At 63.9% G+C, this 21,570-nt stretch carries 20 protein-coding genes and 1 pseudogene; 5 read left to right on the top strand and 16 right to left on the bottom strand.

Annotated features, from left to right (window positions below; all coding sequences use genetic code 11):
* The 8 genes from CIW53_RS10115 to dnaA all read right to left on the bottom strand — a co-directional run bounded on the left by CIW53_RS10115 (window position 1) and on the right by dnaA (window position 10,122).
* The gene (locus tag CIW53_RS10115; RefSeq protein WP_149364598.1) at window positions 1-423 is read right to left on the bottom strand and encodes a biopolymer transporter ExbD; all 423 of its coding nucleotides are present in this window, start codon (window positions 421-423) and stop codon (window positions 1-3) included.
* 11 nt (window positions 424-434) lie between these two features.
* On the bottom strand, window positions 435-1,160 hold the full coding sequence (locus CIW53_RS10110) for a MotA/TolQ/ExbB proton channel family protein (RefSeq protein WP_149364782.1): 726 nt from the start codon (window positions 1,158-1,160) through the stop codon (window positions 435-437).
* 127 nt (window positions 1,161-1,287) lie between these two features.
* Entirely contained in the window at window positions 1,288-1,947 is a 660-nt protein-coding gene (locus CIW53_RS10105; RefSeq protein WP_149364597.1) for an energy transducer TonB, read from the bottom strand.
* Window positions 1,948-2,167: 220 nt separating this feature from the next.
* Complete coding sequence (locus tag CIW53_RS10100; protein ID WP_242451848.1) at window positions 2,168-3,460, bottom strand: tetratricopeptide repeat protein; 1,293 nt, start codon at window positions 3,458-3,460, stop codon at window positions 2,168-2,170.
* Window positions 3,461-3,726: 266 nt separating this feature from the next.
* Window positions 3,727-6,159, bottom strand: a complete 2,433-nt coding sequence (gene gyrB / locus CIW53_RS10095) for a DNA topoisomerase (ATP-hydrolyzing) subunit B (protein ID WP_149364596.1) — start codon at window positions 6,157-6,159, stop codon at window positions 3,727-3,729.
* 96 nt (window positions 6,160-6,255) lie between these two features.
* Complete coding sequence (gene recF / locus CIW53_RS10090) at window positions 6,256-7,335, bottom strand: DNA replication/repair protein RecF (protein WP_149364780.1); 1,080 nt, start codon at window positions 7,333-7,335, stop codon at window positions 6,256-6,258.
* Between the two features lie 96 nt (window positions 7,336-7,431).
* On the bottom strand, window positions 7,432-8,532 hold the full coding sequence (gene dnaN, locus CIW53_RS10085) for a DNA polymerase III subunit beta (protein WP_149364595.1): 1,101 nt from the start codon (window positions 8,530-8,532) through the stop codon (window positions 7,432-7,434).
* Between the two features lie 252 nt (window positions 8,533-8,784).
* Complete coding sequence (gene dnaA, locus CIW53_RS10080; protein WP_149364594.1) at window positions 8,785-10,122, bottom strand: chromosomal replication initiator protein DnaA; 1,338 nt, start codon at window positions 10,120-10,122, stop codon at window positions 8,785-8,787.
* A 188-nt stretch (window positions 10,123-10,310) separates the two neighbouring features.
* On the opposite strand from dnaA, the gene rpmH reads away from it, so the two are divergent.
* From rpmH to mnmE, 4 genes are all read left to right on the top strand, one after another.
* A complete protein-coding gene (rpmH, locus tag CIW53_RS10075; RefSeq protein WP_007082494.1) occupies window positions 10,311-10,445 on the top strand; it encodes a 50S ribosomal protein L34 in 135 nt (44 codons plus the stop codon).
* Window positions 10,446-10,459: 14 nt separating this feature from the next.
* Window positions 10,460-10,864 (top strand): ribonuclease P protein component, encoded by a 405-nt coding sequence (rnpA, locus tag CIW53_RS10070; RefSeq protein WP_149364593.1) that lies wholly within the window; start codon window positions 10,460-10,462, stop codon window positions 10,862-10,864.
* Between the two features lie 64 nt (window positions 10,865-10,928).
* Window positions 10,929-12,671, top strand: coding sequence for a membrane protein insertase YidC (gene yidC / locus CIW53_RS10065; RefSeq protein WP_149364592.1), 1,743 nt, complete (start codon window positions 10,929-10,931; stop codon window positions 12,669-12,671).
* A 171-nt stretch (window positions 12,672-12,842) separates the two neighbouring features.
* Complete coding sequence (mnmE, locus tag CIW53_RS10060) at window positions 12,843-14,189, top strand: tRNA uridine-5-carboxymethylaminomethyl(34) synthesis GTPase MnmE (protein WP_149364591.1); 1,347 nt, start codon at window positions 12,843-12,845, stop codon at window positions 14,187-14,189.
* Window positions 14,190-14,304: 115 nt separating this feature from the next.
* Here mnmE and rbsK read toward each other — a convergent pair whose 3' ends face one another.
* The 8 genes and pseudogenes from rbsK to CIW53_RS10020 form a co-directional block, all read right to left on the bottom strand.
* Window positions 14,305-15,201 (bottom strand): ribokinase, encoded by an 897-nt coding sequence (gene rbsK, locus CIW53_RS10055; RefSeq protein WP_149364590.1) that lies wholly within the window; start codon window positions 15,199-15,201, stop codon window positions 14,305-14,307.
* 150 nt (window positions 15,202-15,351) lie between these two features.
* Window positions 15,352-15,960 (bottom strand): annotated as a pseudogene (locus CIW53_RS10050) (hypothetical protein); the annotation flags it as partial.
* A 27-nt stretch (window positions 15,961-15,987) separates the two neighbouring features.
* Window positions 15,988-17,325, bottom strand: coding sequence for an ATP-dependent protease ATPase subunit HslU (hslU, locus tag CIW53_RS10045; RefSeq protein WP_149364589.1), 1,338 nt, complete (start codon window positions 17,323-17,325; stop codon window positions 15,988-15,990).
* A 96-nt stretch (window positions 17,326-17,421) separates the two neighbouring features.
* Entirely contained in the window at window positions 17,422-17,958 is a 537-nt protein-coding gene (gene hslV / locus CIW53_RS10040) for an ATP-dependent protease subunit HslV (protein WP_149364588.1), read from the bottom strand.
* A 60-nt stretch (window positions 17,959-18,018) separates the two neighbouring features.
* A complete protein-coding gene (gene xerC, locus CIW53_RS10035; RefSeq protein WP_149364587.1) occupies window positions 18,019-18,906 on the bottom strand; it encodes a tyrosine recombinase XerC in 888 nt (295 codons plus the stop codon).
* 7 nt (window positions 18,907-18,913) lie between these two features.
* Window positions 18,914-19,600 carry a DUF484 family protein gene (locus tag CIW53_RS10030; RefSeq protein WP_149364586.1) on the bottom strand — a complete coding sequence of 229 codons (687 nt, stop codon included), beginning with the start codon at window positions 19,598-19,600 and terminating at the stop codon, window positions 18,914-18,916.
* 90 nt (window positions 19,601-19,690) lie between these two features.
* A complete protein-coding gene (gene dapF / locus CIW53_RS10025) occupies window positions 19,691-20,539 on the bottom strand; it encodes a diaminopimelate epimerase (RefSeq protein WP_149364585.1) in 849 nt (282 codons plus the stop codon).
* 11 nt (window positions 20,540-20,550) lie between these two features.
* Window positions 20,551-20,730, bottom strand: a complete 180-nt coding sequence (locus CIW53_RS10020) for a lipoprotein (RefSeq protein WP_149364584.1) — start codon at window positions 20,728-20,730, stop codon at window positions 20,551-20,553.
* A 120-nt stretch (window positions 20,731-20,850) separates the two neighbouring features.
* Between CIW53_RS10020 and CIW53_RS10015 the strand changes: the two genes are divergently transcribed.
* Window positions 20,851-21,540 carry a hypothetical protein gene (locus CIW53_RS10015; protein WP_149364779.1) on the top strand — a complete coding sequence of 230 codons (690 nt, stop codon included), beginning with the start codon at window positions 20,851-20,853 and terminating at the stop codon, window positions 21,538-21,540.
* Window positions 21,541-21,570: the final 30 nt, after the last annotated feature.

Below are 21,570 nucleotides of genomic sequence, written 5' to 3'. Positions count from 1 at the left end.
TCACCCCTTCGGCGCGTCAGTGGTCATGAAGGCGACATGCACCATGCCCGAATCCTTGGCATCGCCGATGATCTTCTTCACGATCTTGAACTGGGTCGCCTTGTCCGCGCGGATCTCCAGTTCCGGCTGGGGCACTTTTTGCGCGTTGACTGCAAACTGTGCCCGCAACTCGGCCGCGGTGACCTGATGGTCATTGAAGTACAGGCTGCCATCTTCCTTGACCGCCAGATCGAGCGGCGGAACCTTCACTTCCTCGTCCTTGGTCTTGGGATTCGCGGTAGGCAGATCGATCGTGATGGAGTGCGACATCAGTGGCGCGGTGATCATGAAGATGATCAAGAGCACCAGCATCACGTCGACCAGCGGCGTGACGTTGATTTCCGACATCGGGCCGCCGGATTTGCCACCTAGGCTGACTGCCATGGGTCAATCCCTCACTTCTGGCTTTCGACGCGCGAACCGGTGGCGAAGAAGTCGTGCAGGTCATGCGCGAATTCGTCGAAACGGGCGTAGGTCAGGCGGTTCGAACGGCTGAAGAAGTTGTACGCGAACAGCGCGGGGATAGCCGCGAACAGACCGAAGGCGGTCATGATCAGCGCCTCGCCCACCGGACCGGCCACCGCGTTCATCGACGCGTTACCTGTGGCGGCGATACCGATCAGCGCGTGGTAGATGCCCCACACGGTACCGAGCAGACCGACGAACGGCGCGGCGGAACCGACCGTGGCGAGCAGGGTCATGCCGCCTTCCATGCGCAGACTTTCGCGAGCCACGGCCTGGCGCAGGGCGCGGTCGATGAACTCCGAACGGCTCAGCGACTCGGCCAGACGACCGGTCGTCCCACTGGTGGCCTGCTGGTGATGGGCCACCGCGGAGGCGGCATCGAGCGCGATCTTGGAGAACGGTTCGCCCTTGGGCTGCGCTTCCAGTTCACGAATCGCGTCCTGGGTCGAGGCATTGCCCCAGAAGCCGTCGATGACCTTGTCGGCGCGTCCCTTCACCGTGGCATTGCGGATGCCGTTGGCGATGATGAAGTACCACGACAGGAACGACATCACGACCAGCGTGACGAAGACGACCCAGCCGAGCCAGTCGAAGTTTTGCATCAGGTTGGCGAAGCCCATCTGTTTCATGGCTTCGGCGTTGGTATTGCCACCCATGGCCTGTGCGGCATCGGTCGTTGCAGGAGTCTGTAGGAACATAACGCTACCCTAGGGAAGTCAAGCGTGAACTGTAACTGTAACCCGACTGGACCCGGGTTACAGCTGATTGATAGGCCGGATTACATCAGAGGCCGCTGAGATTGAAAGTGATGGGAACGCGTGCGTACCCCTCGACCTTCTTTCCGTTTCTAATTTCTGGATTGAAACGATACTTTCTTACCGCCTCCATGGCCGCACGATCGAGATCGCGGTGTCCGCTGGACTTCTCCACCTTGACATCCTTCGGCAGGCCATCCACGCCAACCAGAATCATCAGTATGACCGTGCCCTCTTCATGCTGCCGTAGTGCCTGCGGCGGATATCGGGGGGTGATCTTGCTGTTGTAGCTGAGATCCTGTGCCGCCGTGATGTCGGACGGTGGCGCTGGCGGAGCCGGGGGAGCCGGCGGCGGCGCCTGCACCGCGTTCTGCGAAACCTCTTCCACCGGTGGTGGTGGCGTGGGCGGCGGAGGTGTCGGTGGCGGCTTGATCTGCTTGATGATCTTCGGCGGCGGCTGCTTCGGCGGCTCCGGCGGCGGCGGTGGCGGCGGCGGTGGCGGCGGCGGCGGCTCGATGAAGTTCACCTGGACGATATGCTCTTTCTCTGCATGTTTCTGGCCCGGCGGCGCCATCGGCGACACCAGGAGCAGAAACGCAAAGGCGTGCAGCCCGATGGCAACTGCCAATGCCCAGGTGCGTTTCCAACTGAACGGCTCGCGCCCATTTTCTTCGTTACTTGAGGCCATCTGTCACTATCTGAAGCTAGTCAATCGGAAGAGGACGTTGCCGCAGTGGCATATCCGAAACCGTCTGGTTGTCTGGACGGAACCGGGTGGAGCTTGCCGCTGGGGAGACGCGGGGAAAGATTTTCAACGGTACAACAGCGCATGACTTTTGTATAGCACCCGCGGGGCAGAAGAATGGACGTCCATCTGCTCCGCAGGAGGAATGAATCTCGTTATTTCGTTATTTGCCGGCCCCTGCCTTCTTGAGCCACGCCTTGGCTCTCTCGGCGGTTTCCGGCTGCTTGGCGGCGAGCTTCATGGCGGCCACGGCTGCGGGCTTGTTCTTCAAACCGCGCTCGGCCTCGGCCAGCAACATGTAGGCCGAACCCTTGTGCTTGACGCCTTTGTCGATGCCCTGCTGGATCATGCTCTTGGCCTGGCTGAACTTGCGGTCGATCAACAGCAAGTGGCCTCCGCGTATGCCCGCCTCGCCGTCCTTCGCATTCGGCAGTGCCTTGCCATAGGAGGCGACGGCCTTCTTGACGTCGTCCATCATTTCGGCAGCCTCGCCGAGCAACATGTAGTTCTCGGAACTGGTGCTGACGACCCCCTTGCTCATGCCCTCCTCAAGCACCTGGACGGCCTTGGTGGCGTTTGGCTTGGGATCGTCGCTGGACTGGGCCGTGATCAGGTACAGCTTGGACAGATTCACGTAATCCGCCTCTTTCGTCAGCGAGCCGGCCGCGCGGGCTTTTTCCAGCAACTGGATCGCTTCGGGGTATTTCTGTGCCTGCATCAATACGGCGACCGCGTTGTTGAGCGCATTCGGATCGTTCGGATTGGCAGTCACTTGCTGCTGGGCGAGCGCTGCGGCCTTCTCGGTCTGGCCGGATTCCGAATAGCTGGCCATCAGGATCTGGTTCCAGTTTTCCTTCGGTTTGTCGGTCAGCGATTTCGCCTTCTCGATCGCGGCTATCGCCTCGGGGTACTTGCCGAGGCGATAGTCGGCATTGCCTTCGAGCGCATAGGAATCGGCGGTTTCCTTCTTGCCCTCGGCGCGCCACTTGGCCAGGGTGTCCAGCGACGGCTGGTATTGCTCATCGGCGAGCTGGAACTGGGCGAGCATGTATTCGAGCTGGAAGTAGGTGTCGTTCGGCAGCACGCCATTGGCCAGCGCGCGCTGCAACAGGGCGATCGCCCCCTTGTAATCGCCATCGTTGAAATGGATCGAGGCCAACCCTTGCAGCGCCAGGGCCTGGGCGTATTTGCTCTTGCTGCCATCGATGATGGGCTGGAGTATTTGCTCAGCCTTGGCCTTGTCGCCCGCATTGACCGCGTCCAGCCCCTCGTTGAGGGCTTTCGATTCCTTCTCGCTGGTCAGATCGAGCTTCGGTTCTTGGCGCGTGGCATTCGGGTAGAGCGCCTCCTTCTTGTCCTTGTCGGCGTGGTTGGCGCGCGCCAGCAACGGACTGCTGGCCAAACCGAGCAGCAAGGCCGCGCTCGCCAGCATCGTGAACCTTCGGGCATGCTTCATGATGTTCCTCGTCTATAGGTCGGGCGCGCATTGAACGTCGCGGGGGATTCGGGAGCCTAACCCGAGTAGGCAAGTGATAACAAGTCGCAGTGCCGCATAGAAGATCGTTGAAATTCAACGAGTTATATGCTGTTTGGAACAGAATGACCTGCCCCGACCATGCGCCGCGGAGCCTGCAAGGACCGTCCATGGCCGATTGAACCTGACTATGTTGCTGGAGGAACGGATCGTCGGCAGCATTGAACCGCCGGCGATCCGGGTCGAATTCAGACGTCCAGGTTCGCGACTTTCAGCGCATTCGCCTCGATGAAGTCGCGGCGTGGCTCCACGGCCTCGCCCATCAGCATGGAAAACATCTGGTCGGCAGCGATCGCGTCCTCGATGCCGACCTGCAGCATGCGCCGGGTTTCCGGATTCACGGTGGTGTCCCACAACTGTTCCGGGTTCATCTCGCCAAGGCCCTTGAAGCGCTGGATGCTGCGGCCTTTCTTGGCCTCGTCCAGCAGCCAGTTGCGCGCCTCGACGAAGCTGAGCACGCCCCGTGAGGCATTGCCGCGACGCGCGACGGCCTCGGGCTGGATCATGCCGGCAATCTGCTGGCTGATCGCCAGGATCGGGCGGAATTCGTTGCTGCTGAAAAACGGCTGTGGCAAGAACCAGGTATGGCTGAGGCCGTGTTGCTCCTTCACCACCTCGATCGCGGCAGGCTGTTCGTCATGCGCCGGGCGCAATGACATCCGGTAGTGCGGCTTGCCCAAGCCGCTGGCAGCCAGGCGTTCGGTGGCCGTGTCGAGCCAGCCTTGCATGGCCACCGGGTCGGTCCACAGCGCCGGTTCCAGCGGAGTGTGTTCAAGCAACGAGTTCAGCACCATGGCATCGAAACGATGGGCCAGCTTGGCAATCTGGTCCAGCGCATGCTGATAGCCACGCAGCAGTTTCTCCAGCGCCTCGCCGGTGATGGGTGGTGCGTCGGGGCTGTAGGTCAACGAGGCATTGTCGACCGCGCTTGAGATCAGGTAGTCGTTCAGCGCGGTGTCGTCCTTGATGTACAACTCCTGTTTGCCCTGTTTCACCTTGTACAGCGGCGGCAGGCCGATGTAGATGTGGCCGCGCTCGATCAATTCCGGCATCTGGCGATAGAAGAACGTCAGCAGCAGCGTACGGATGTGCGAGCCGTCGACGTCCGCGTCGGTCATCAAGATGATGCGGTGATAGCGCAGCTTGTCCGGGTTGTACTCGTCCTTGCCGATACCGGTGCCGAGCGCGGTGATCAGCGTGCCAACCTCGGCCGAGGCCAGCATGCGGTCGAAACGCGCCTTCTCGACGTTGAGGATCTTGCCTTTCAGCGGCAGCACCGCCTGGGTCTTGCGGTTGCGACCCTGCTTGGCCGAGCCGCCGGCGGAGTCGCCCTCGACCAGGAACAATTCGCACAACGCCGGATCCTTCTCCTGGCAGTCAGCCAGTTTGCCGGGCAGCCCGGCGATGTCCAGCGCACCCTTGCGCCGGGTCATCTCGCGCGCCTTGCGCGCGGCTTCGCGCGCACGTGCCGCGTCGACCACCTTGGAGGCGATCGCCTTGGCCTCGTTGGGATGCTCCAGCAGGAACTCGCCGAGTTTTTCGTTGACCGCCTGCTCCACCGCGGTCTTCACCTCGGAGGAAACCAGCTTGTCCTTCGTCTGCGAGGAGAACTTCGGATCGGGCACTTTCACCGACAGCACCGCGATCATGCCTTCGCGCATGTCGTCGCCGGACAACGCGACCTTGGCGGTCTTGGCCAAGCCTTCCTTCTCGATGTAGTTCTGCAGGGAACGGGTCAGCGCGGCGCGGAAGCCGGTGAGATGAGTGCCACCGTCGCGCTGGGGAATGTTGTTGGTGAAGCAGAACATCGTCTCCTGGTAGGAGTCGGTCCACTGCATCGCCACTTCCACCACGATGCCGTCCTGCTCCGCAGTCAGGCTGATCACGTTCGGATGCAGCGCGGTCTTCAGTTGGGCAAGGTGCTGCACGAACGAGCGGATACCGCCCTCGTAGGCGAACGTGTCCTGCCGCCCGTCGCCGCGTTCGTCCTTCAGCTCGATGGTGACGCCGGAATTCAGGAACGCCAGTTCGCGCAGGCGCTTGGCCAGGATCTCGTAATGGAACTCGATGTTGTTGGTGAATGTGGCCGGGCTCGGCAGGAATCGCACCAGGGTGCCGCGCTTGGTCGTCGGACCGACCACCTTGAGCGGATACAACGGCTCGCCCAGCGAGTATTCCTGCTGATGCTCCTGGCCGCCGCTGTAGATCGTGAGCCACAGGTGGTCGCTGAGCGCGTTCACCACCGACACGCCAACACCGTGCAGGCCGCCGGACACCTTATACGAGTTGGCGTCGAACTTGCCGCCTGCATGCAGCACCGTCATCACCACCTCGGCGGCGGAGCGCCCCTCTTCCGGATGGATGTCGACCGGGATACCGCGGCCATTGTCGCTGACGCTGACCGAACCATCCTCGAGGATGGTGACCACCACCTTGTCGCAATAACCGGCCAGCGCTTCGTCGATCGCGTTGTCGACGACCTCGAACACCATGTGATGCAGGCCGGTGCCGTCATCGGTATCGCCGATGTACATGCCCGGGCGCTTGCGTACCGCTTCCAGGCCCTTCAGCACCTTGATGTTGCTTGAGTCGTAGTGCGATTCGTTGGTGGAGTCGTTCATGCGTTGACCGTTTTCCTGGCGCCAGCTACCCGTCCGACTCGGCACCGTGAAAGGTCGGAAAGGGTTATGCAATCTTTGAATGATGCAACCTTTCGATTATAGCAGGCGCGTCAGTTGGCCTTGTTCCACGTGGAACACGCGGGTCGAAAGTGAGTGCAAAGCGTGCGGAATATCCGTACCGGTCAATAACACCTGGGCCTTGGCCGACAGAAGCTGAGCGACCACCGCGGCCTGATGAGCCTGATCGAGCTCGGATGCCAGGTCGTCGAGACAGACGATCGGCCACTCTCCCCGATGCTCGGCATACAGTTCAGCCTGCGCGAGCAGGCAAGCCAAGGCGGTGAGCTTCTCCTGTCCGCGCGACAGGTGCTCGCGCAAGGGGGCTCCCTCGAAGGCAATGGACCAATCCGCCCGGTGCGCGCCCAGCGTGGTATGACCCCGGGCCAGATCCCTGGGCCGCTGCTCGCGCAATTGCCGCGCAAGTTCCTGTTCGTCCGACCAGCCGCGACGGTAGCGCAGATCCAGGGGACCCAGTTCGGGCAGGAGGCCGGCGACACTTTCGACCAATTTCGGGCGGAGAAGGTCGAGATAGGAACGGCGCTGTCGGTCGAGTTGCTGCGCGGCCTGCGCCAGTTCCGATTCCCACGGTACGAACAGCTCGTCTGTTGCTGTCGATGAAGCTCGCAGCAAGCTGTTGCGCTGTTTCAGTGCCCGTTGATAGCGGCGCCATCCGGAAAGGAAATCGTGTTCCACGTGGAACACGCCCCAATCAAGATAGCGCCGCCGTTCCTCCGCCGCACCGGCGATCAATGCATGGGATCCGGGTTCGAAGCAGACCACCGCACATTCGCGCACGAGCTGGCCGATCGCCACGTTCGCACCATCCGCTTTTGCTTCCCAGCGAGCGCCGCTGCGCCCCAGGCCGAGTCGACATACCCGTTCGTCCGCGTGACGCACCTCGGCGAAGATCGACAGCCGCAATTCGCCTCGAGCCAGGAGTGCCTCCTTCGCTCCGCTGCGAAACGATCGAGCGTGCGACAGCAAGAACGCGGCTTCCAGCACACTGGTCTTGCCTGCCCCATTGGCACCCACGAAAACATTGATTCCTGGATCCAGCTCGATCTCGACGTCGGTCAGGCAGCGTAGACCGCGTATGCGCAGCTCTTCCAGCCTCACGCGAAACAGGCCCACAAACAGTAACGCCGGGATCCCAGCTGGGACACCCGGCGTCGGCGGTTTTTGCCGCACACGGCCAAGATCATGAGGAAAACGTCAGAGCCGCAACGGCATGATCACGTGGCGGGCATGTTCGCTGTCGTGCTCCTGCACCAGACAGCTGGACTGTGCATCGCGCAGGCTCAGCCGGGCCTTTTCGCCCCGCAGGGCTGCCAGGGCATCAAGCAGATAACCCACATTGAAGCCGACCGCCAGATCCGACACGTGCGTCTCGGCCTCGACCTCCTCGACCGCTTCCTCCTGTTCCGGATTGTGCGCCACAATGCGCAACTTTCCAGGCGACAGCTCCAGTCGCACCCCTCGGTATTTCTCGTTCGACAGGATAGCTGCGCGCTGGAGCGCGCCGCGAAGTACCTCACGATCCAGCGTGGCAGTCTTGTCCGCGCCCAGTGGGATCACGGCTTCGTAATCCGGGAAGCGGCCGTCGATCAGCTTCGAGGTGAACACCACGTCGCCGCGGCGGACACGCAGATGATTGCGTCCGAATTCCAGTTCGACCTGGCCATCGCCAGTTTCCAGCAAGCCGATCAGTTCGTTGACGCCCTTTCGGGGAATGATGATCTGTCGACGGGTGCTCACCGAGCTTTGCAGTTCGGTCTCCTTCATGGCCAATCGATGACCATCGGTGGCCACGCAGCGAAGTGTATGTTCCTGCAGATCCAGCAGCATACCGTTGAGGTAATAGCGCACGTCCTGGTTCGCCATCGCGAACGAGGTGCGTTCCATCAGGTCGCGCAACACTTCCTCGGGCAAGCTTACTTTTTCCACCAGTTCGATTTCGTCGATGGTGGGGAATTCACTCGCGGGCAGCGTCGTCAGCGTGAAGCGACTGCGCCCCGCATTGAGCGCTACGCGATCGCCGTTGAGCTTGAGCTCGATTCGCGCTCCATCCGGCAAGGCGCGAATGATGTCGAACAGCTTGCGCGCCGGAATGGTGATCTCGCCATCGACCAACTTTTCCGCTTCGGCCGTGGCGACCATTTCGACTTCCAGGTCGGTTCCCGTCAGCGACAACCTGTTACCTGCCACCTTGACCAGCAAGTTGGCCAGCACGGGCAGTGTCTGGCGACGTTCCACAACACCGACCACCTGCTGCAGCGGCTTGAGCAGAGCTTCTCGTTGGATGCTGAATTGCATGGGTTTGCTTCCCCTATACCTGCTGTTCTGTCTTTAAAAGAAGTTTAGTGGTTGTTGTTGGTGCTGTGGGTAACTTTTATATCGGAATTTCTGCTTTGAAATCAAATGTTTGAGCGTTTTTTGGGCTGTGCCTGAAGGGGTTGGCTGACTGTGTGCCATTTGTGGATAACTTCAGATGCCATTTCGTCCACCCATTATCCACAGCTTGAACCGTACTTTTCCCCGACTTGATATTCCTCTTCGACTGCCGTCTCAGCCAGTCAGCGTGCGGATCAACTGCTCCCAGTCCTGGCGCATCCGCGGATCGGTTTCAATGAACTTCCGGATCGTCTTGCACGCATGCATGACCGTGGTGTGATCGCGCCCACCGAATGCCTCGCCAATCTCCGGAAGGCTGTGCTCGGTCAGTTCCTTGGACAGGGTCATCGCGATCTGCCGCGGCCGCGCCAGCGAACGCACGCGACGCTTGGAGAGCAGATCCTGCAGGCGCACGTTGAAGTATTCGGCGGTGATCTTCTGGATGTTCGCAATCGTGATCGCCTGCGCGTGCGTGGCGAGCAGGTCGCGCAGGGTTTCCTCGGCGAAATCGGTAGTGATCGGCTTGCCGTAGAAATTGGCCCTTGCCGCCAGGGTATTCAACGCGCCTTCAAGGTCGCGCACGTTGGAGCGGATGCGCTTGGCCAGCAGCATCGCCACGCTTTCGTCCACCGCCACGCCTTTTTCGTGCGCCTTGGCCAGCAGGATGGCCGCGCGCGTCTCGAAGTCCGGTGGTTCGATGGCAACGGAAAGACCCCAGCCGAGGCGCGACTTCAACCGCGGTTCGAGCTTGTCCACTTCCTTCGGATAGCGGTCGCAGGTGAGGATGATTTGCTGCTTGGATTCGAACAAAGCATTGAAAGTATGGAAGAATTCTTCCTGTGTCGTGTCCTTGCCCGCAAAAAACTGGATATCGTCGATAAGCAGCGCATCGACCGAACGGAAACGCCGCTTGAACTCGTCCATGCTCTTGGCGCGCAACGCCTCGATCATCGAGCCGACGAACTGCTCCGAACGCAGGTACATCACCTTGAATGTCGGGTTGTGTTCGAGCATCAGGTTGCCGGCGGCGTGCATCAGATGCGTCTTGCCCAACCCTGTGCCGCCGTACAGCAGCAACGGGTTGTAGGCGCGGCCTGGGTTCGTCGCCACCTGCATGGCGGCGGCCTTGCCAAGCTGGTTCGACTTGCCCTCCACGAAGGTCTCGAACGTGTAGTGCGGATCGAGATTGTGCAGGAACGCCGGCGCCGGTGCCGCCGCGGGCGACCTGGTCGGTGCGGCGGCAGGCAACTTGACCGCAGGCACCGGTCGCGCGGAATTCGAACCCACGTCCAGCCGTACCGGCCAGCCCTTGCCGGTCAGCTGCTGCAGCACGGTCTCGATCTGGGGGAGATAGCGTTCGCGGACGGTGTCCAGGGTGTAGGAATTGGGTGCAAACAACAGCAGACCACCGGCATCGTCGCGTGCCTGCAATGGCATCAGCCAGGTGTGCAGGTCTTCAGCGCTCACATCGCCTTCGAGACGCTCAAGGCAGCGCCGCCACAGATCACTCATGAATAAATCAACCACAGCTTGGGCGCTTGCGCGCGTGGGATGGACTAGTCTAGCAGCAGCCTCCGCACCGCCGGGTCGACATATCCACACGGGTATCCACAGGTTTCCGCCAGGTGCGATTTGACAGCGGCGAGAAATACCGGACATACTCTCCAACCTTTTTATTCACATTCCCTTCGGAGTAAGCCATGAAGCGGACCTTCCAGCCCAGCAAGCTCAAGCGCGCACGCACGCACGGTTTCCGTGCCCGTATGGCCACCGCCGACGGTCGCAAGATCATCAATGCCCGTCGCGCCAAGGGCCGCAAGCGCCTGATCCCGTAAACAGGGCGGGAGCGATGTCCACCGCCGGGCTGCCGCGCGATGCGCGGTTACGTCGGCCGGGTGACTTTGCCGCCTTGCGGACAAGCAGCGGACGCGCAGGCGGCCGCTGTTTTCATATGCGCTATCGGGACAACGAGCTGGGCCATGCCCGGCTTGGCCTGGCCATTTCCAAGCGTGTCTCCAAGCGCGCGGTCGAGCGCAACCGGATCAAGCGGCTGCTGCGCGAATCGTTCCGGCGCGTGCGCCACCAGCTGCCGCCGGTCGACTTGATGGTGATGGCGCGCGAACAGGCCGCCGGTGTACCCGGTCCGCAATTGCTGGCCGAGATCGATGGCCTGTGGAAAAAGCTGCTGGCCGGCCGACCGGCGACGTCCGAACCATTGAAGCGGGCTGACGACACCACCACAATCGTGCGTTGACCTTTTCCTATTCTGTCTCCGCGGCGTTGACACGTGTCGTGGCGTTACCCGGATTTGCTACGCGATGAATCAAACGCGCACCTTCCTCATGTTCGCCCTGCTGGCCGTGGCCTACTTTCTGTTCCTGGCCTGGGAAAAGGATTACGCACCGCCACCGCCGGCCACGGTCGCCAGCGCATCCAGCGCAGCGATCCCTGCGGCTGACGGCAGCGTGCCCAGTGCGCTGCCGGCCGCGGCGAGCACGGCCGTCAGCACCGGCACGGCGGCGATCGCCGGCGATGCCGGACGCGCCGCACAGGCACCGTCGCAGCTGATCACCGTCGACACCGACGTGCTGCACCTGGTGATCGATACGCGCGGCGGCAGCCTGGTGCATGCCGACCTGCTCAACTACCCGCAGGCCCCGCGCACGCACAAGACGCCCAATCCGCCGCCGACCGTGCTGCTCGCCAATGACGACGCGCACTATTTCGTGGCCCAGAACGGCCTGGTCAGCAGCAGCGATACGGCGCCGCAGGATCAGCCCAATCACCTAGCACTGTTCCACAGCGAGCAGACCGCATACACGCTGGCCGATGGTCAGAACGAGCTGAATGTCGCGTTGACCTGGCAGGACGCCGCCGGGCTCAAGGTCACCAAGACCTACAGCTTCAAGCGCAACAGTTACGTGATCGGCCTGAACCAGCACATCGACAACGGCACTGCCCAAACATGGCAGGGCAATGCCTACCGACAGCTGCTGCGGGTCGAGCCGCCGAAACCGGGCAGCTGGTTGAAAAATTACACCGATCCGGAGGCGCGCAGCTTCCAGGGTGCAGGCTGGTACACCGGCGAGAAATTCGAGAAGCTGGCCTTCAAGAATTTCACGGAAAAGAAGGACGCTCTCGACAGCCAGATCAAGGGTGGCTGGGCGGCAATGCTGCGTCTGTATTTCTTCGCCGCATGGATACCGCCGGCGAACCAGACCGACCACTACGTCACCCAGACGATCAACCCGGACAGCGCCCATCCGCGCTACCTGATCCGCACCGTCGGCCCGGTGCTGAGCGTGGCCCCGGGCCAGAGCATCGACAGCCAGGCACGCCTGTACGTGGGTCCGAACGTGCAGGGCACACTCGACGCGATCGCGCCGGGACTGGACCTCAGCATCGACTACGGCATGCTGAAGATCATCGCGGTGCCGATGCACGCGGTGCTGTCGTTCTTCCATGGCATCGTCAAGAACTGGGGCCTGGCGATCATCCTGCTGGTACTCACGATCAAGGGCCTGACCTGGAAACTGACCGCGGTGCAATACCGCTCCAGCGCCAAGATGCGCAAGCTGGCACCGCGCATCCAGGCGCTGAAGGAGCGTTACGGCGACGACAAGGTCAAGATGCAGCAGGCCACCATGGAGCTGTACAAGAAGGAGAAGGTGAACCCGATGGGCGGCTGCCTGCCGGTGCTGATCACCATGCCGGTGTTCTACGGCCTGTTCTACGTGCTGGAATACAGCCTGGAACTGCGCCACGCCGCCTTCCTGTGGATCCCCGACCTCAGTGCACCCGACCCGTTCTACATCCTGCCGATCATCTACGCGATCGTGATGCTGGGCACGCAGTGGCTGAACCCCGTCGCCGCGGGCATGGACCCGACCCAGGCGAAGATGATGAAGGTGATGCCGCTGCTGTTCACGGTGATGTTCGCCTTCTTCCCCGCCGGCCTGTGCCTGTACTACGCCGTCAACGGCATCGTCGGCCTCGGCCAGCAGTGGTGGATCACCCACCACGTGGACCGCGAGGACGTGGCCAAGCTCAAGGCAGCCTGATTCGTTTCGGCGAAGTCGACAAAAGCAGCCGCGACAGGGCAACCGTCGTGGCTGTTTTCGTTCGCGGACCTGGCTTTGCTGTCCCTTCGACCCCGCCGCTGCGCGGAGTCAACGGGCATCGCGCGACCATGGCTTCCTGCAAACCCGGGTCCGACCTGTAAAGTCCTGCCCATGCCCACCACAACCAACGACACCATCGCCGCCATCGCCAGCGCCCCCGGTGCCGCTGGCGTCGGCGTGGTGCGCGTCTCCGGCCCCGCCGTGCTGGCCATCGCACAAACCCTGCTCGGCCGTGCACCGCAACCGCGCCACGCCCACTTCGCCGCTTTCCGCGACGTCGCCGGCGAGCTAATCGACCGCGGCCTGCTGCTGCATTTCCCTGCCCCCGCCTCGTACACCGGCGAACACGTGCTGGAACTGCAAGGTCACGGCAGCGCCGTGCTGCTCGACCTGCTGCTGCGCCGCGTCTGCGAACTCGGCGCGCGGCTGGCCCGCCCTGGCGAATTCACCGAACGCGCGTTCTTGAACGGCAAGCTCGACCTGGCCCAGGCCGAAGCCGTCGCCGACCTGATCGCCGCCCGCTCGCAAGCCGGGGCGCGTGCCGCACTGCAGTCGATGGAAGGCGTGTTCTCGCGCAAGGTCGAGGCGTTGCTGCAGTCGCTGATCGCGTTGCGCGTGCACATCGAGGCGGCGATCGACTTCCCCGAAGAGGAGATCGATTTCCTCGCCGACCCAGCCATCACCCGCCAACTCGATGCCGTGCGCGCAGAACTGGCCGACCTGCTGCGCGAAGCCCAACGCGGCCTGCGCCTCAATGACGGCCTGCGCGTGGCCATCATCGGCCGCCCCAACGCCGGCAAGTCCAGCCTGCTCAACGCGCTGGCCGGCAGCGACCGCGCCATCGTCAACGCCGTCGCGGGGACCACCCGCGACGTGTTGCGCGAAAACCTCAGCCTCGACGGCATCATGCTGGAACTGGCCGACACCGCCGGCCTGCGCGAGACCGACGACGAAGTCGAACGCGAAGGCGTGCGCCGCGCCCACGGCGAATTGCAACGCGCCGACGTCGCCCTGCTGGTCACCGACATCGAACACGCCAACGCCGACCTCGCCTTTTTCTCCGCATTGCCGCCAAACGTCGAACGCATGGTGCTGGTCAACAAGATCGACCGCGACGGCCTCGCCCCGTACGCCGAACAACGCGACCACGCCCACTGGCTGTGGGCGTCGGCAAAAACCGGCGAAGGCCTCGACTCCCTGCGCGATCGCCTCAAGCACCTCGCCGGCGCGGGCAGCGGCGAAGGCGCCTTCAGCGCGCGCCGCCGCCATGTACTCGCATTGCAGCAGGTCGCCACCCACCTCGATCACACCGCTGTCGTACTCGCCGCTGCCCGCGCCGGCGAACTGGCTGCCGAGGAATTGCGCCACGCCCAGCATGCACTGGGCGAAATTACCGGCAACTATTCAAGCGACGACTTGCTCGGCGCGATTTTCGGTTCGTTCTGCATCGGCAAATGATGCCCGAATGCACGGCGCAGGCCGGGTTGGGTCCGGAGGTTGACCTCACCCGACCGGCGCACCCTGGAATACGCCAAGGCTGGATAAACACTGAAGTCGGCAGAGGTCGGTGCGACTAGCCGGCCTGTTGTGCCAGTAGGGCCTGCACTCCGGTCAGCCGCGGCATGCCGCCCTGTGCGCCGAGCCGGGTAACCGACAACGCGGCGGCGGCGCAGGCCTTGCGCACGGCTTCGGGCAGGCCTTCGTGCAGGAATACCGCCAGAGCGGCGTTGAAGGTGTCGCCGGCGCCGGTGCTGTCGACGACGTCGACGGTGAAGCCGGGTTGATGGAGCGGCTCGCCTTGTTCGCGGTACCAGGCGCCTTCGCCGCCGCAGGTGAGCACGACGGGGCATGGGCTGCGTTGCATCAGGGTGCGGAAATCCTCATGCGGGTCGGCACCGAGCAGGATCGCCAGTTCGTGCTGGTTCGGGGTGACGTAGCGGGCGAGTTGCAGCCAGTCGGTCGGCAGTTGCTGCGCGGGGGCGGGGTTGAGGATCACCGGCACGCCGAGGCGATGACCCAGGCGCAGGGTCGCTTCGACGGTTTCCAGCGGGATTTCCATCTGCACCAGCACGGCATCGGCGCGCTCGATCAATGACTGCGCGCGTTCGACCTGTGCGGGAGTGACGCGAGCGTTGGCGGCTGGCACCACGATGATCTGGTTTTCGCCGCCGGCGACGGTGATCGAGGCGGTGCCGCTGGCGCTGTCGTCGAGCTGCGCGACGTGGTTGAGGTCGACGCCTTCGGCGGCCAGGCCGTCGCGCAGTTGCTTGCCGAAGGCGTCGTTACCGGTGGCGCCGACCAGCGCCACGTCGGCACCGAGCCGGGCGGCGGCCACGGCCTGGTTGGCGCCCTTGCCGCCGGGCACGGTGAGGAAGCGTTCGCCGAGAATGGTCTCGCCGGGACCGACGAAGCGCGGCGCCAGGGTGACGAGATCCATGTTGATGCTGCCGACGACGACGATGCGGGTCATGAGCAATCCCCGGTTTGCGGGCTTTCAGGGTGAGTCTGAGAGCTTACTGTTGGACTGCGCGTCCAGTCGGTCGTCGCTGCCCGAAAGCATCGCGACTGAAGTCGCTCCTACTGGGAGTCCGGTCTCTAGGGGGGATGGAGCGAGGCCGAAGCCGGCGTCGCCGGGTACCAGCAGGTCCGGAGCGGGTCCGGCCACGGCGAGCAGGGATTGCGCGTAGCTGTCCTCGATGCTGACGGTGGAGACTTCGTCCCAGCTGAAGAACGAGGCCTCGCGCATCCACTCCGCGTCGGGGCTGAGTTCCTGCATGTTGAAGCCGTCTTCCTCGACGCTGACCAGGCGGCCGATGTAGCAGACCTCGGACTCGTCCTCGCTGTCCACGTGCACGCCGATCACCGGTGCCTGCGCACCGGCGGCCTGGATGACTTCGCGGATGTTGTCCAGCGGGAAGCCGCGCGGCGGGCGCGGCAGGATGTGCTTCAGCGTCAGCGCCTTCTCGAAGAAGGCATGGTGCTTGTCCGGCGCTTCCAGTTCGGAGATGTCGCGGTGGCGCATCACGTACATGCCGTCGTAGGTGATGCCGTCGCCGACCACCCAGAGCAGGAAGAACTCGCGGCCGACGCCGCCCACGTACCCGCAGAAGCTGCCGTGCTCCAGTTCTTCGCGCCACAGCCGTACCAGCGTCTGCTTCTGCTGTGCTTCGCGCAACAGGGCGCGCTGGCCGGTGTTTTTCAGTTCGATAACGTTGTTCACGGCGCCCATTTTAGCAGACCGGCCTGGCTGGCTTGTTCAAAGGATGTAGCGGCTAAGGTCCTCGTTCTGGACCAGGCTACCGAGACTTTTGTCTACATGATCGGCGTCGATAAGGTAATTTTCGCCGGATTTGTCCGCAGCCTCGAAGGAAATTTTTTCCAGCAGGCGCTCCATCACGGTATGCAGCCGGCGTGCGCCGATATTCTCGGTGCGCTCGTTCACCTGGAACGCGACCTCGGCCAGCCGGTCCACGCCGGAGTCGGTGAATTCGATGGTGACGCCCTCGGTGCCGAGCAGGGCCACGTACTGTTTGGTCAGCGCGTTGTGCGGCTCGCGCAGGATGCGCTTGAAGTCGTCCACGCTCAGCGCGGACAGCTCGACGCGGATCGGCAACCGGCCCTGCAGTTCCGGGATCAGGTCGGACGGCTTGGCCAGCGAGAACGCGCCGGAGGCAATGAACAACATGTGATCGGTCTTGATCGGGCCGTACTTGGTCGACACGGTGGAGCCTTCCACCAGCGGCAGCAGGTCGCGCTGCACGCCTTCGCGGCTGACTCCGGCATGGCCGTGGTCGCCGCGCTGGGCGACCTTGTCGATCTCGTCGATGAACACGATGCCGTTCTGTTCGGCCGATTCCATCGCCTGCGCGCGCAATTCCTCGTCATTGAGAAGCTTGCCGGCTTCTTCATCGATCAACAGCGGCCGTGCCAGCTTGATCGCCAGCTTGCGGCTTTGCGTCTTGGCGCCGCCGATGTTCTGGAACATCTGGCGCAACTGCGCACCCATCTCTTCCATGCCCGGCGGCGACATGATTTCCACGCCCACGTTCATCGCGAAATCAAGTTCGATCTCGCGTTCGTCCAGCGCGCCCTCGCGCAGCTGCTTGCGCAGTTTCTGGCGCGTATCGTTCTCGATGGCCGGTGCGGGTGTGTCGTGAGTCCAGTCGGTCGGCTGTTGCCGGCGCGGCAGCAGGGCGTCGAGCATGCGGTCTTCGGCGCGATCCTCGGCCTGCGTGCGCACACGCTTGACCGCCTGCTCGCGGGTGAGTTTGTAAGCCACGTCGGCCAGGTCGCGGATGATCGATTCGACATCCTTGCCGACATAACCGACTTCGGTGAACTTGGTCGCCTCGACTTTCACGAACGGCGCATTCGCCAGCGTCGCCAGGCGCCGCGCGATTTCGGTCTTGCCCACGCCGGTGGGGCCGATCATCAGGATGTTCTTCGGCGTGATCTCGTTGCGCATCTCCGCCGGCAACTGCATGCGCCGCCAGCGGCTGCGCAGCGCTACGGCCACCGCGCGCTTGGCGTCGTGCTGGCCGATGATGTAGCGGTCGAGTTCGTTGACGATTTCGCGAGGGGTCAATTCGGACATGGGCTTCGCCGGAAATGGGGAGTCGGGAATGGGAGATCGGAAAGGCGTGGGATCACCGGGTTGGCTCCTGGCCATTCCCGATTCCCCGTTCCCGATTCACAGCTCTTCGATCGACACGTTGTGATTGGTATAGATGCAGATGTCGCCGGCGATCTTCAGCGCCTTCTCGACGACGGTGCGCGCATCCAGTTCGGTGTTTTCCAGCAGGGCCATCGCGGCGGATTGGGCGAACGGACCGCCGGAGCCGATCGCGATCAGGCCGTGCTCGGGTTCCACCACGTCGCCGTTGCCGGAGATCAGCAATGAAACCTCCTTGTCGGCCACCGCCAGCATCGCCTCGAGCTTGCCGAAGCGGCGGTCGGTGCGCCATTCCTTGGCCATTTCCACCGCGGCGCGGGTGAGATTGTTGTTGTGTTTTTCGAGCTTCTGCTCGAACAGCTCGAACAGGGTGAATGCATCGGCGGTGGCGCCGGCGAACCCTGCCACCACCTCGCCGGTCTTGCCCAGCCGGCGCACCTTGCGCGCATTGCCCTTCATCACCGTGTTGCCCAGCGTGACCTGGCCATCGCTGCCGATCACGACCTTGCCGTCGCGGCGCACGCAGACGATGGTGGTGGCGTGGAAGGATTCCATACGAAGCTCCAAAGGTTGAGCGAACGAGATGGGGATGGGTTGGCGGGCTTCAATGCGCTCCTACGGCTTTCGCCTGGCGCGGGGATGCGCGGCGTCGTAGACCTTGGCCAGGTGCTGGAAATCCAGATGGGTATAGATCTGGGTGGTGGCGATGTCGGCGTGACCGAGCAGCTCCTGTACCGCGCGCAGGTCGCCGGAGGATTCCAGCATGTGGCTGGCGAAGGTGTGGCGCAGCAGATGCGGGTGGATATGCTTCGGAATGCCCTGCTGCAACGCGAGCGTCTTCATGCGCAGTTGCACCGAGCGCGGGTTGATCGGCGCACCGCCGCGGCCGCGGAAGATCGGGCTGTCCGTCGCCATGCCTTCTTCCGCGCCCAGCGCGCGCAACGCGGCGACGGCGTGGCGGCCGACCGGCACGATGCGGGTCTTGCTGCCCTTGCCGAGCACGCGCACCTCGCCGTCGTCCAGGTTGAGATCGAGCCAGCGCAGGCCGCACAGTTCGGACAGGCGCAGCCCGCTGGAATAGAACAACTCCAACATCGCGCGGTCGCGCACCGCCAGCTTGCCGCCGCTGTCGGTTTCTACCAGTGCGCCGGCTTCGTCCACGTCGAGCACTTGCGGCAGCTTGCGGCGCACCTTCGGGCCGCGCACGCCGAGCAGCGGATCGCCGGCGAGCTGACCTTCGCGGTTGAGCTGGCGGAACAGGCTGCGGCAGGACGACAGCAGGCGTTGCAAGCTTTTCGGTGCCAGGCCGCCGCGGTGTTCGCCGGCCACGAAGGTCCGCATCCGGTTCGCGTCCAGTGCATCGAACGAGGCCAGTTGTTGCGCCTGCATGAACCGCAACAGCTTGGCCAGATCGCGCCGATAGCCGGCCACCGTGTGCGGCGAGGCGTGCCGCTCGTCGGCGAGACGATCGAGCCAGCGATCGATCTGTTGTTCGGGCGTCATCGCCGGCTCAGGCGACGTCCCGCGAGCGTGCCAGCGCGGCGGTGATGGTGGCCGAGATCATCTTCAGGAACAGGGTGCCCATGCCGGGCTGGAAGCGATCCGGGTCGGCACTGCCGATCGCCAGGATGCCGCTGTCGCCCAGCCGCATCATCGCCACCGAACGGATCTGTTCGGCCTCGTTGCCGAACAGGCGCTGGAGTTTTTCGGTGGACAGGCGGCCGGAGACCGGCTCGTTCTTTTGCAGGAACTCGGCGAACTCCGGCAGTGCCTCGGCGCCGCCGGACACCTGCTGCAGCCAGTCGGCGCGCGGCAGGCGCGGCTGGTCTCCGAACAACAGTAAGCGCACCTGTTCAGTGTGGAAATCCGCGCTGAGGCGGGCGATCACCGTGCGCGCGGTGACCTCCATGGTGTTTGCGCGCAGCAAGGCCACGGTAAGCGCATGCACGCGCTCCATCAGTTGCTCGTTCTGCGCGGCGATCTCGATCAGCTCGGCCAGCCGCCGTTCCAGCTCGGCATTCTTGTCGCGCAGGCTCTGCAGCTGGTACACCGCCAGCGACGACACGGCGCCCTGTTCGCGCGGCATGGTCAGTTTTGCGGCCAGTTCGGGATATTCGCTGAGAAATTCCGGATGGCGTTTCAGGTAGGCGGCGACTACGCGGGCCTGGGTGGCGTCATCGAGCAGTGTTGCGGTCATGCCGGGTGTCCTCGAACCATTGCGGCGCGCGAAGAGGCACGCCATCCGGCTGGAGTGTGCGATGGACGCCGGCGCGCTTCAACCGCTGCGTCAGGCGGTGTTGCCCGGAGCCGGCCATTCGCCTTCGAAAGCGAAGGCGGCCGGACCGGTCATCCACAACGGGTGGCCGGGACCGGCCCAGTCGATCCGCAGTGTGCCGCCGGGCAGCTCGACCGCCACGCTGTCGTCGACCGCGCCGCGCCGATGCAGCACCGCCATCGCCGCGCAGGCACCGGTGCCGCAGGCCAGCGTCCAGCCGGCGCCGCGCTCGTGCACGCGCAGTCGCAGGTGGCTGCGATCGAGTTGTTGCACGAAGCCGGCATTGGCGCTTTCGGGGAAGCGCTCGTGATTCGTCAGCCGGGGGCCGAGCACCTGCAGCACGGGATCGGCCAGATCGTCCACCATTGCCACGGCGTGGGGGTTGCCCATCGACACCGCGCCGATGTCCAGCATTTCGCCAGCCACGTCGATCGCGTAATGGTCGGCCGTGCCGACCGCGACGAACGGAATCCGCGCTGGTTCGAACACCGGCTCGCCCATGTCCACCGTGACTTCGTTCGGGCCCAGCACGCTTACCGTCACCGGGCCGGACGGGCTCTCGACCCTTACGTCGTCGCCCAATGCCAGCGCGCCGGCACGATGCAGCCATGCCGCCACGCAGCGCACGCCATTGCCGCACTGGCCGGACGGCGAACCATCGGCGTTCCAGATGCCGTAGTAGAACGCACACGATGGATCGCGTGCCGGTTCCACGCTCAACAACTGGTCGAAACCGACGCCCGCATGACGATCGGCCAGTGCGCGGATCTGCGCTGCATCCAGCGCGAATTCGCGCTGCCGACAATCCAGCACGACAAAGTCGTTGCCGATGCCGTGCATCTTCGAGAAGCGCAGCTGCATGCGGCGGGCGCTCAGGGCTGGTTGGCAGCTGGCGTCGTGCTGGTGGCAGCCGTGGCCGGAACCACCGGTGCCGGCGCGCTGGTTGCCGGAGCTGGCCGGCTTGGCGGCAGCACCAGCGGGCCCTTGTTGCCGCAGCCGGCAAGCGTGGCAAAGGCGAGGCAGAACGGCAGCAGCAAGAATGTTCGACGCATGACAGAGGTTCCTCAAGACCATCGCAGTATAGCGACGCGCGCGGCGTGGGCCGCGGCATCGGGGCAGGCCCGTTATGATGCATGTACAAACCGCGCATCGATGCGGTGAAGGACACCCTGATGGAGTGGAACACCCTGTTGCGCATGCCGATGACCGTGCTGCTGGTGCTGGCGGGAATCCTGCTGCTGGCCACGCTGGTACAACTGGTCGTATTGCGCCGGCACCTGCACGCCGGCCGCCGCTTCGCCGCCAGCTGGCGCGCGCTGCTGTGCCTGGTCTGTTTCGCGCTCACCCTGCTGCTGGCGGGGACCGGTTACGCGCTGCGCGGCTATCGGCTGCTCGGCGAGGAAGCCCCGGTGGTCGACATCGACGCGCACATCCTGTCGCCACAGCGCTGGGCACTGACTCTGACCTGGCCCGATGGCAGCACGCGGCAGCTGCAACTCTACGGCGACGACTGGCGGGTCGAGGCGATCGTGTTGAAATGGAAGCTGCCCGCCTTGCTGGCCGGCGTGCCGCCGCTGTATCGGCTGGATCGGTTGTCCGGCCGCTACGACGATCCTGCACAGGAAGCCGAGGCGCCGCGCACGGTCATCAGCTTCTCCGAAGCCGGCGCGTTCGACCTGCTCAACCTTCACAAGCAGTATCCGCAGTGGCTGCCCGAGGTGGACACCGTTTACGGCAGCGGCGCATTCCTGCCGCTGGTCGACCAGGGCCATTACAGCGTCAGCCTGATGCGCACCGGCGCGCTGGTGGCGCGGCCGGACGAGGCCACCGAACGTCGCATCAACCAGCCGCTGGGCGGCTGAAGCCCGCCTCTCGGCAGCGAGGTCTCGACG

Origin of the sequence: Rhodanobacter sp. T12-5 (assembly GCF_008329435.1) — a bacterium.
In the GTDB taxonomy this organism is placed as follows: Bacteria; Pseudomonadota; Gammaproteobacteria; order Xanthomonadales; family Rhodanobacteraceae; genus Rhodanobacter.
The sequence above is the reverse complement of the archived record's forward strand: the minus strand, read 5'-3'. Positions and strand labels throughout refer to the sequence as shown.

Excerpts from the sequence above, each read along its gene's own strand:
- CIW53_RS10115 (WP_149364598.1), bottom strand. The coding sequence starts at position 423 with ATGGCAGTCAGCCTAGGTGGCAAATCCGGCGGCCCGATGTCGGAAATC.
- CIW53_RS10110 (WP_149364782.1), bottom strand. The coding sequence starts at position 1,160 with ATGGGTGGCAATACCAACGCCGAAGCCATGAAACAGATGGGCTTCGCC.
- CIW53_RS10105 (WP_149364597.1), bottom strand. The coding sequence starts at position 1,947 with ATGGCCTCAAGTAACGAAGAAAATGGGCGCGAGCCGTTCAGTTGGAAA.
- CIW53_RS10100 (WP_242451848.1), bottom strand. The coding sequence starts at position 3,460 with ATGAAGCATGCCCGAAGGTTCACGATGCTGGCGAGCGCGGCCTTGCTG.
- gyrB (WP_149364596.1), bottom strand. The coding sequence starts at position 6,159 with ATGAACGACTCCACCAACGAATCGCACTACGACTCAAGCAACATCAAG.
- dnaN (WP_149364595.1), bottom strand. The coding sequence starts at position 8,532 with ATGCAATTCAGCATCCAACGAGAAGCTCTGCTCAAGCCGCTGCAGCAG.
- dnaA (WP_149364594.1), bottom strand. The coding sequence starts at position 10,122 with ATGAGTGATCTGTGGCGGCGCTGCCTTGAGCGTCTCGAAGGCGATGTG.
- rpmH (WP_007082494.1), top strand. The coding sequence starts at position 10,311 with ATGAAGCGGACCTTCCAGCCCAGCAAGCTCAAGCGCGCACGCACGCAC.
- rnpA (WP_149364593.1), top strand. The coding sequence starts at position 10,460 with ATGTCCACCGCCGGGCTGCCGCGCGATGCGCGGTTACGTCGGCCGGGT.
- yidC (WP_149364592.1), top strand. The coding sequence starts at position 10,929 with ATGAATCAAACGCGCACCTTCCTCATGTTCGCCCTGCTGGCCGTGGCC.
- mnmE (WP_149364591.1), top strand. The coding sequence starts at position 12,843 with ATGCCCACCACAACCAACGACACCATCGCCGCCATCGCCAGCGCCCCC.
- rbsK (WP_149364590.1), bottom strand. The coding sequence starts at position 15,201 with ATGACCCGCATCGTCGTCGTCGGCAGCATCAACATGGATCTCGTCACC.
- hslU (WP_149364589.1), bottom strand. The coding sequence starts at position 17,325 with ATGTCCGAATTGACCCCTCGCGAAATCGTCAACGAACTCGACCGCTAC.
- hslV (WP_149364588.1), bottom strand. The coding sequence starts at position 17,958 with ATGGAATCCTTCCACGCCACCACCATCGTCTGCGTGCGCCGCGACGGC.
- xerC (WP_149364587.1), bottom strand. The coding sequence starts at position 18,906 with ATGACGCCCGAACAACAGATCGATCGCTGGCTCGATCGTCTCGCCGAC.
- CIW53_RS10030 (WP_149364586.1), bottom strand. The coding sequence starts at position 19,600 with ATGACCGCAACACTGCTCGATGACGCCACCCAGGCCCGCGTAGTCGCC.
- dapF (WP_149364585.1), bottom strand. The coding sequence starts at position 20,539 with ATGCAGCTGCGCTTCTCGAAGATGCACGGCATCGGCAACGACTTTGTC.
- CIW53_RS10020 (WP_149364584.1), bottom strand. The coding sequence starts at position 20,730 with ATGCGTCGAACATTCTTGCTGCTGCCGTTCTGCCTCGCCTTTGCCACG.
- CIW53_RS10015 (WP_149364779.1), top strand. The coding sequence starts at position 20,851 with ATGGAGTGGAACACCCTGTTGCGCATGCCGATGACCGTGCTGCTGGTG.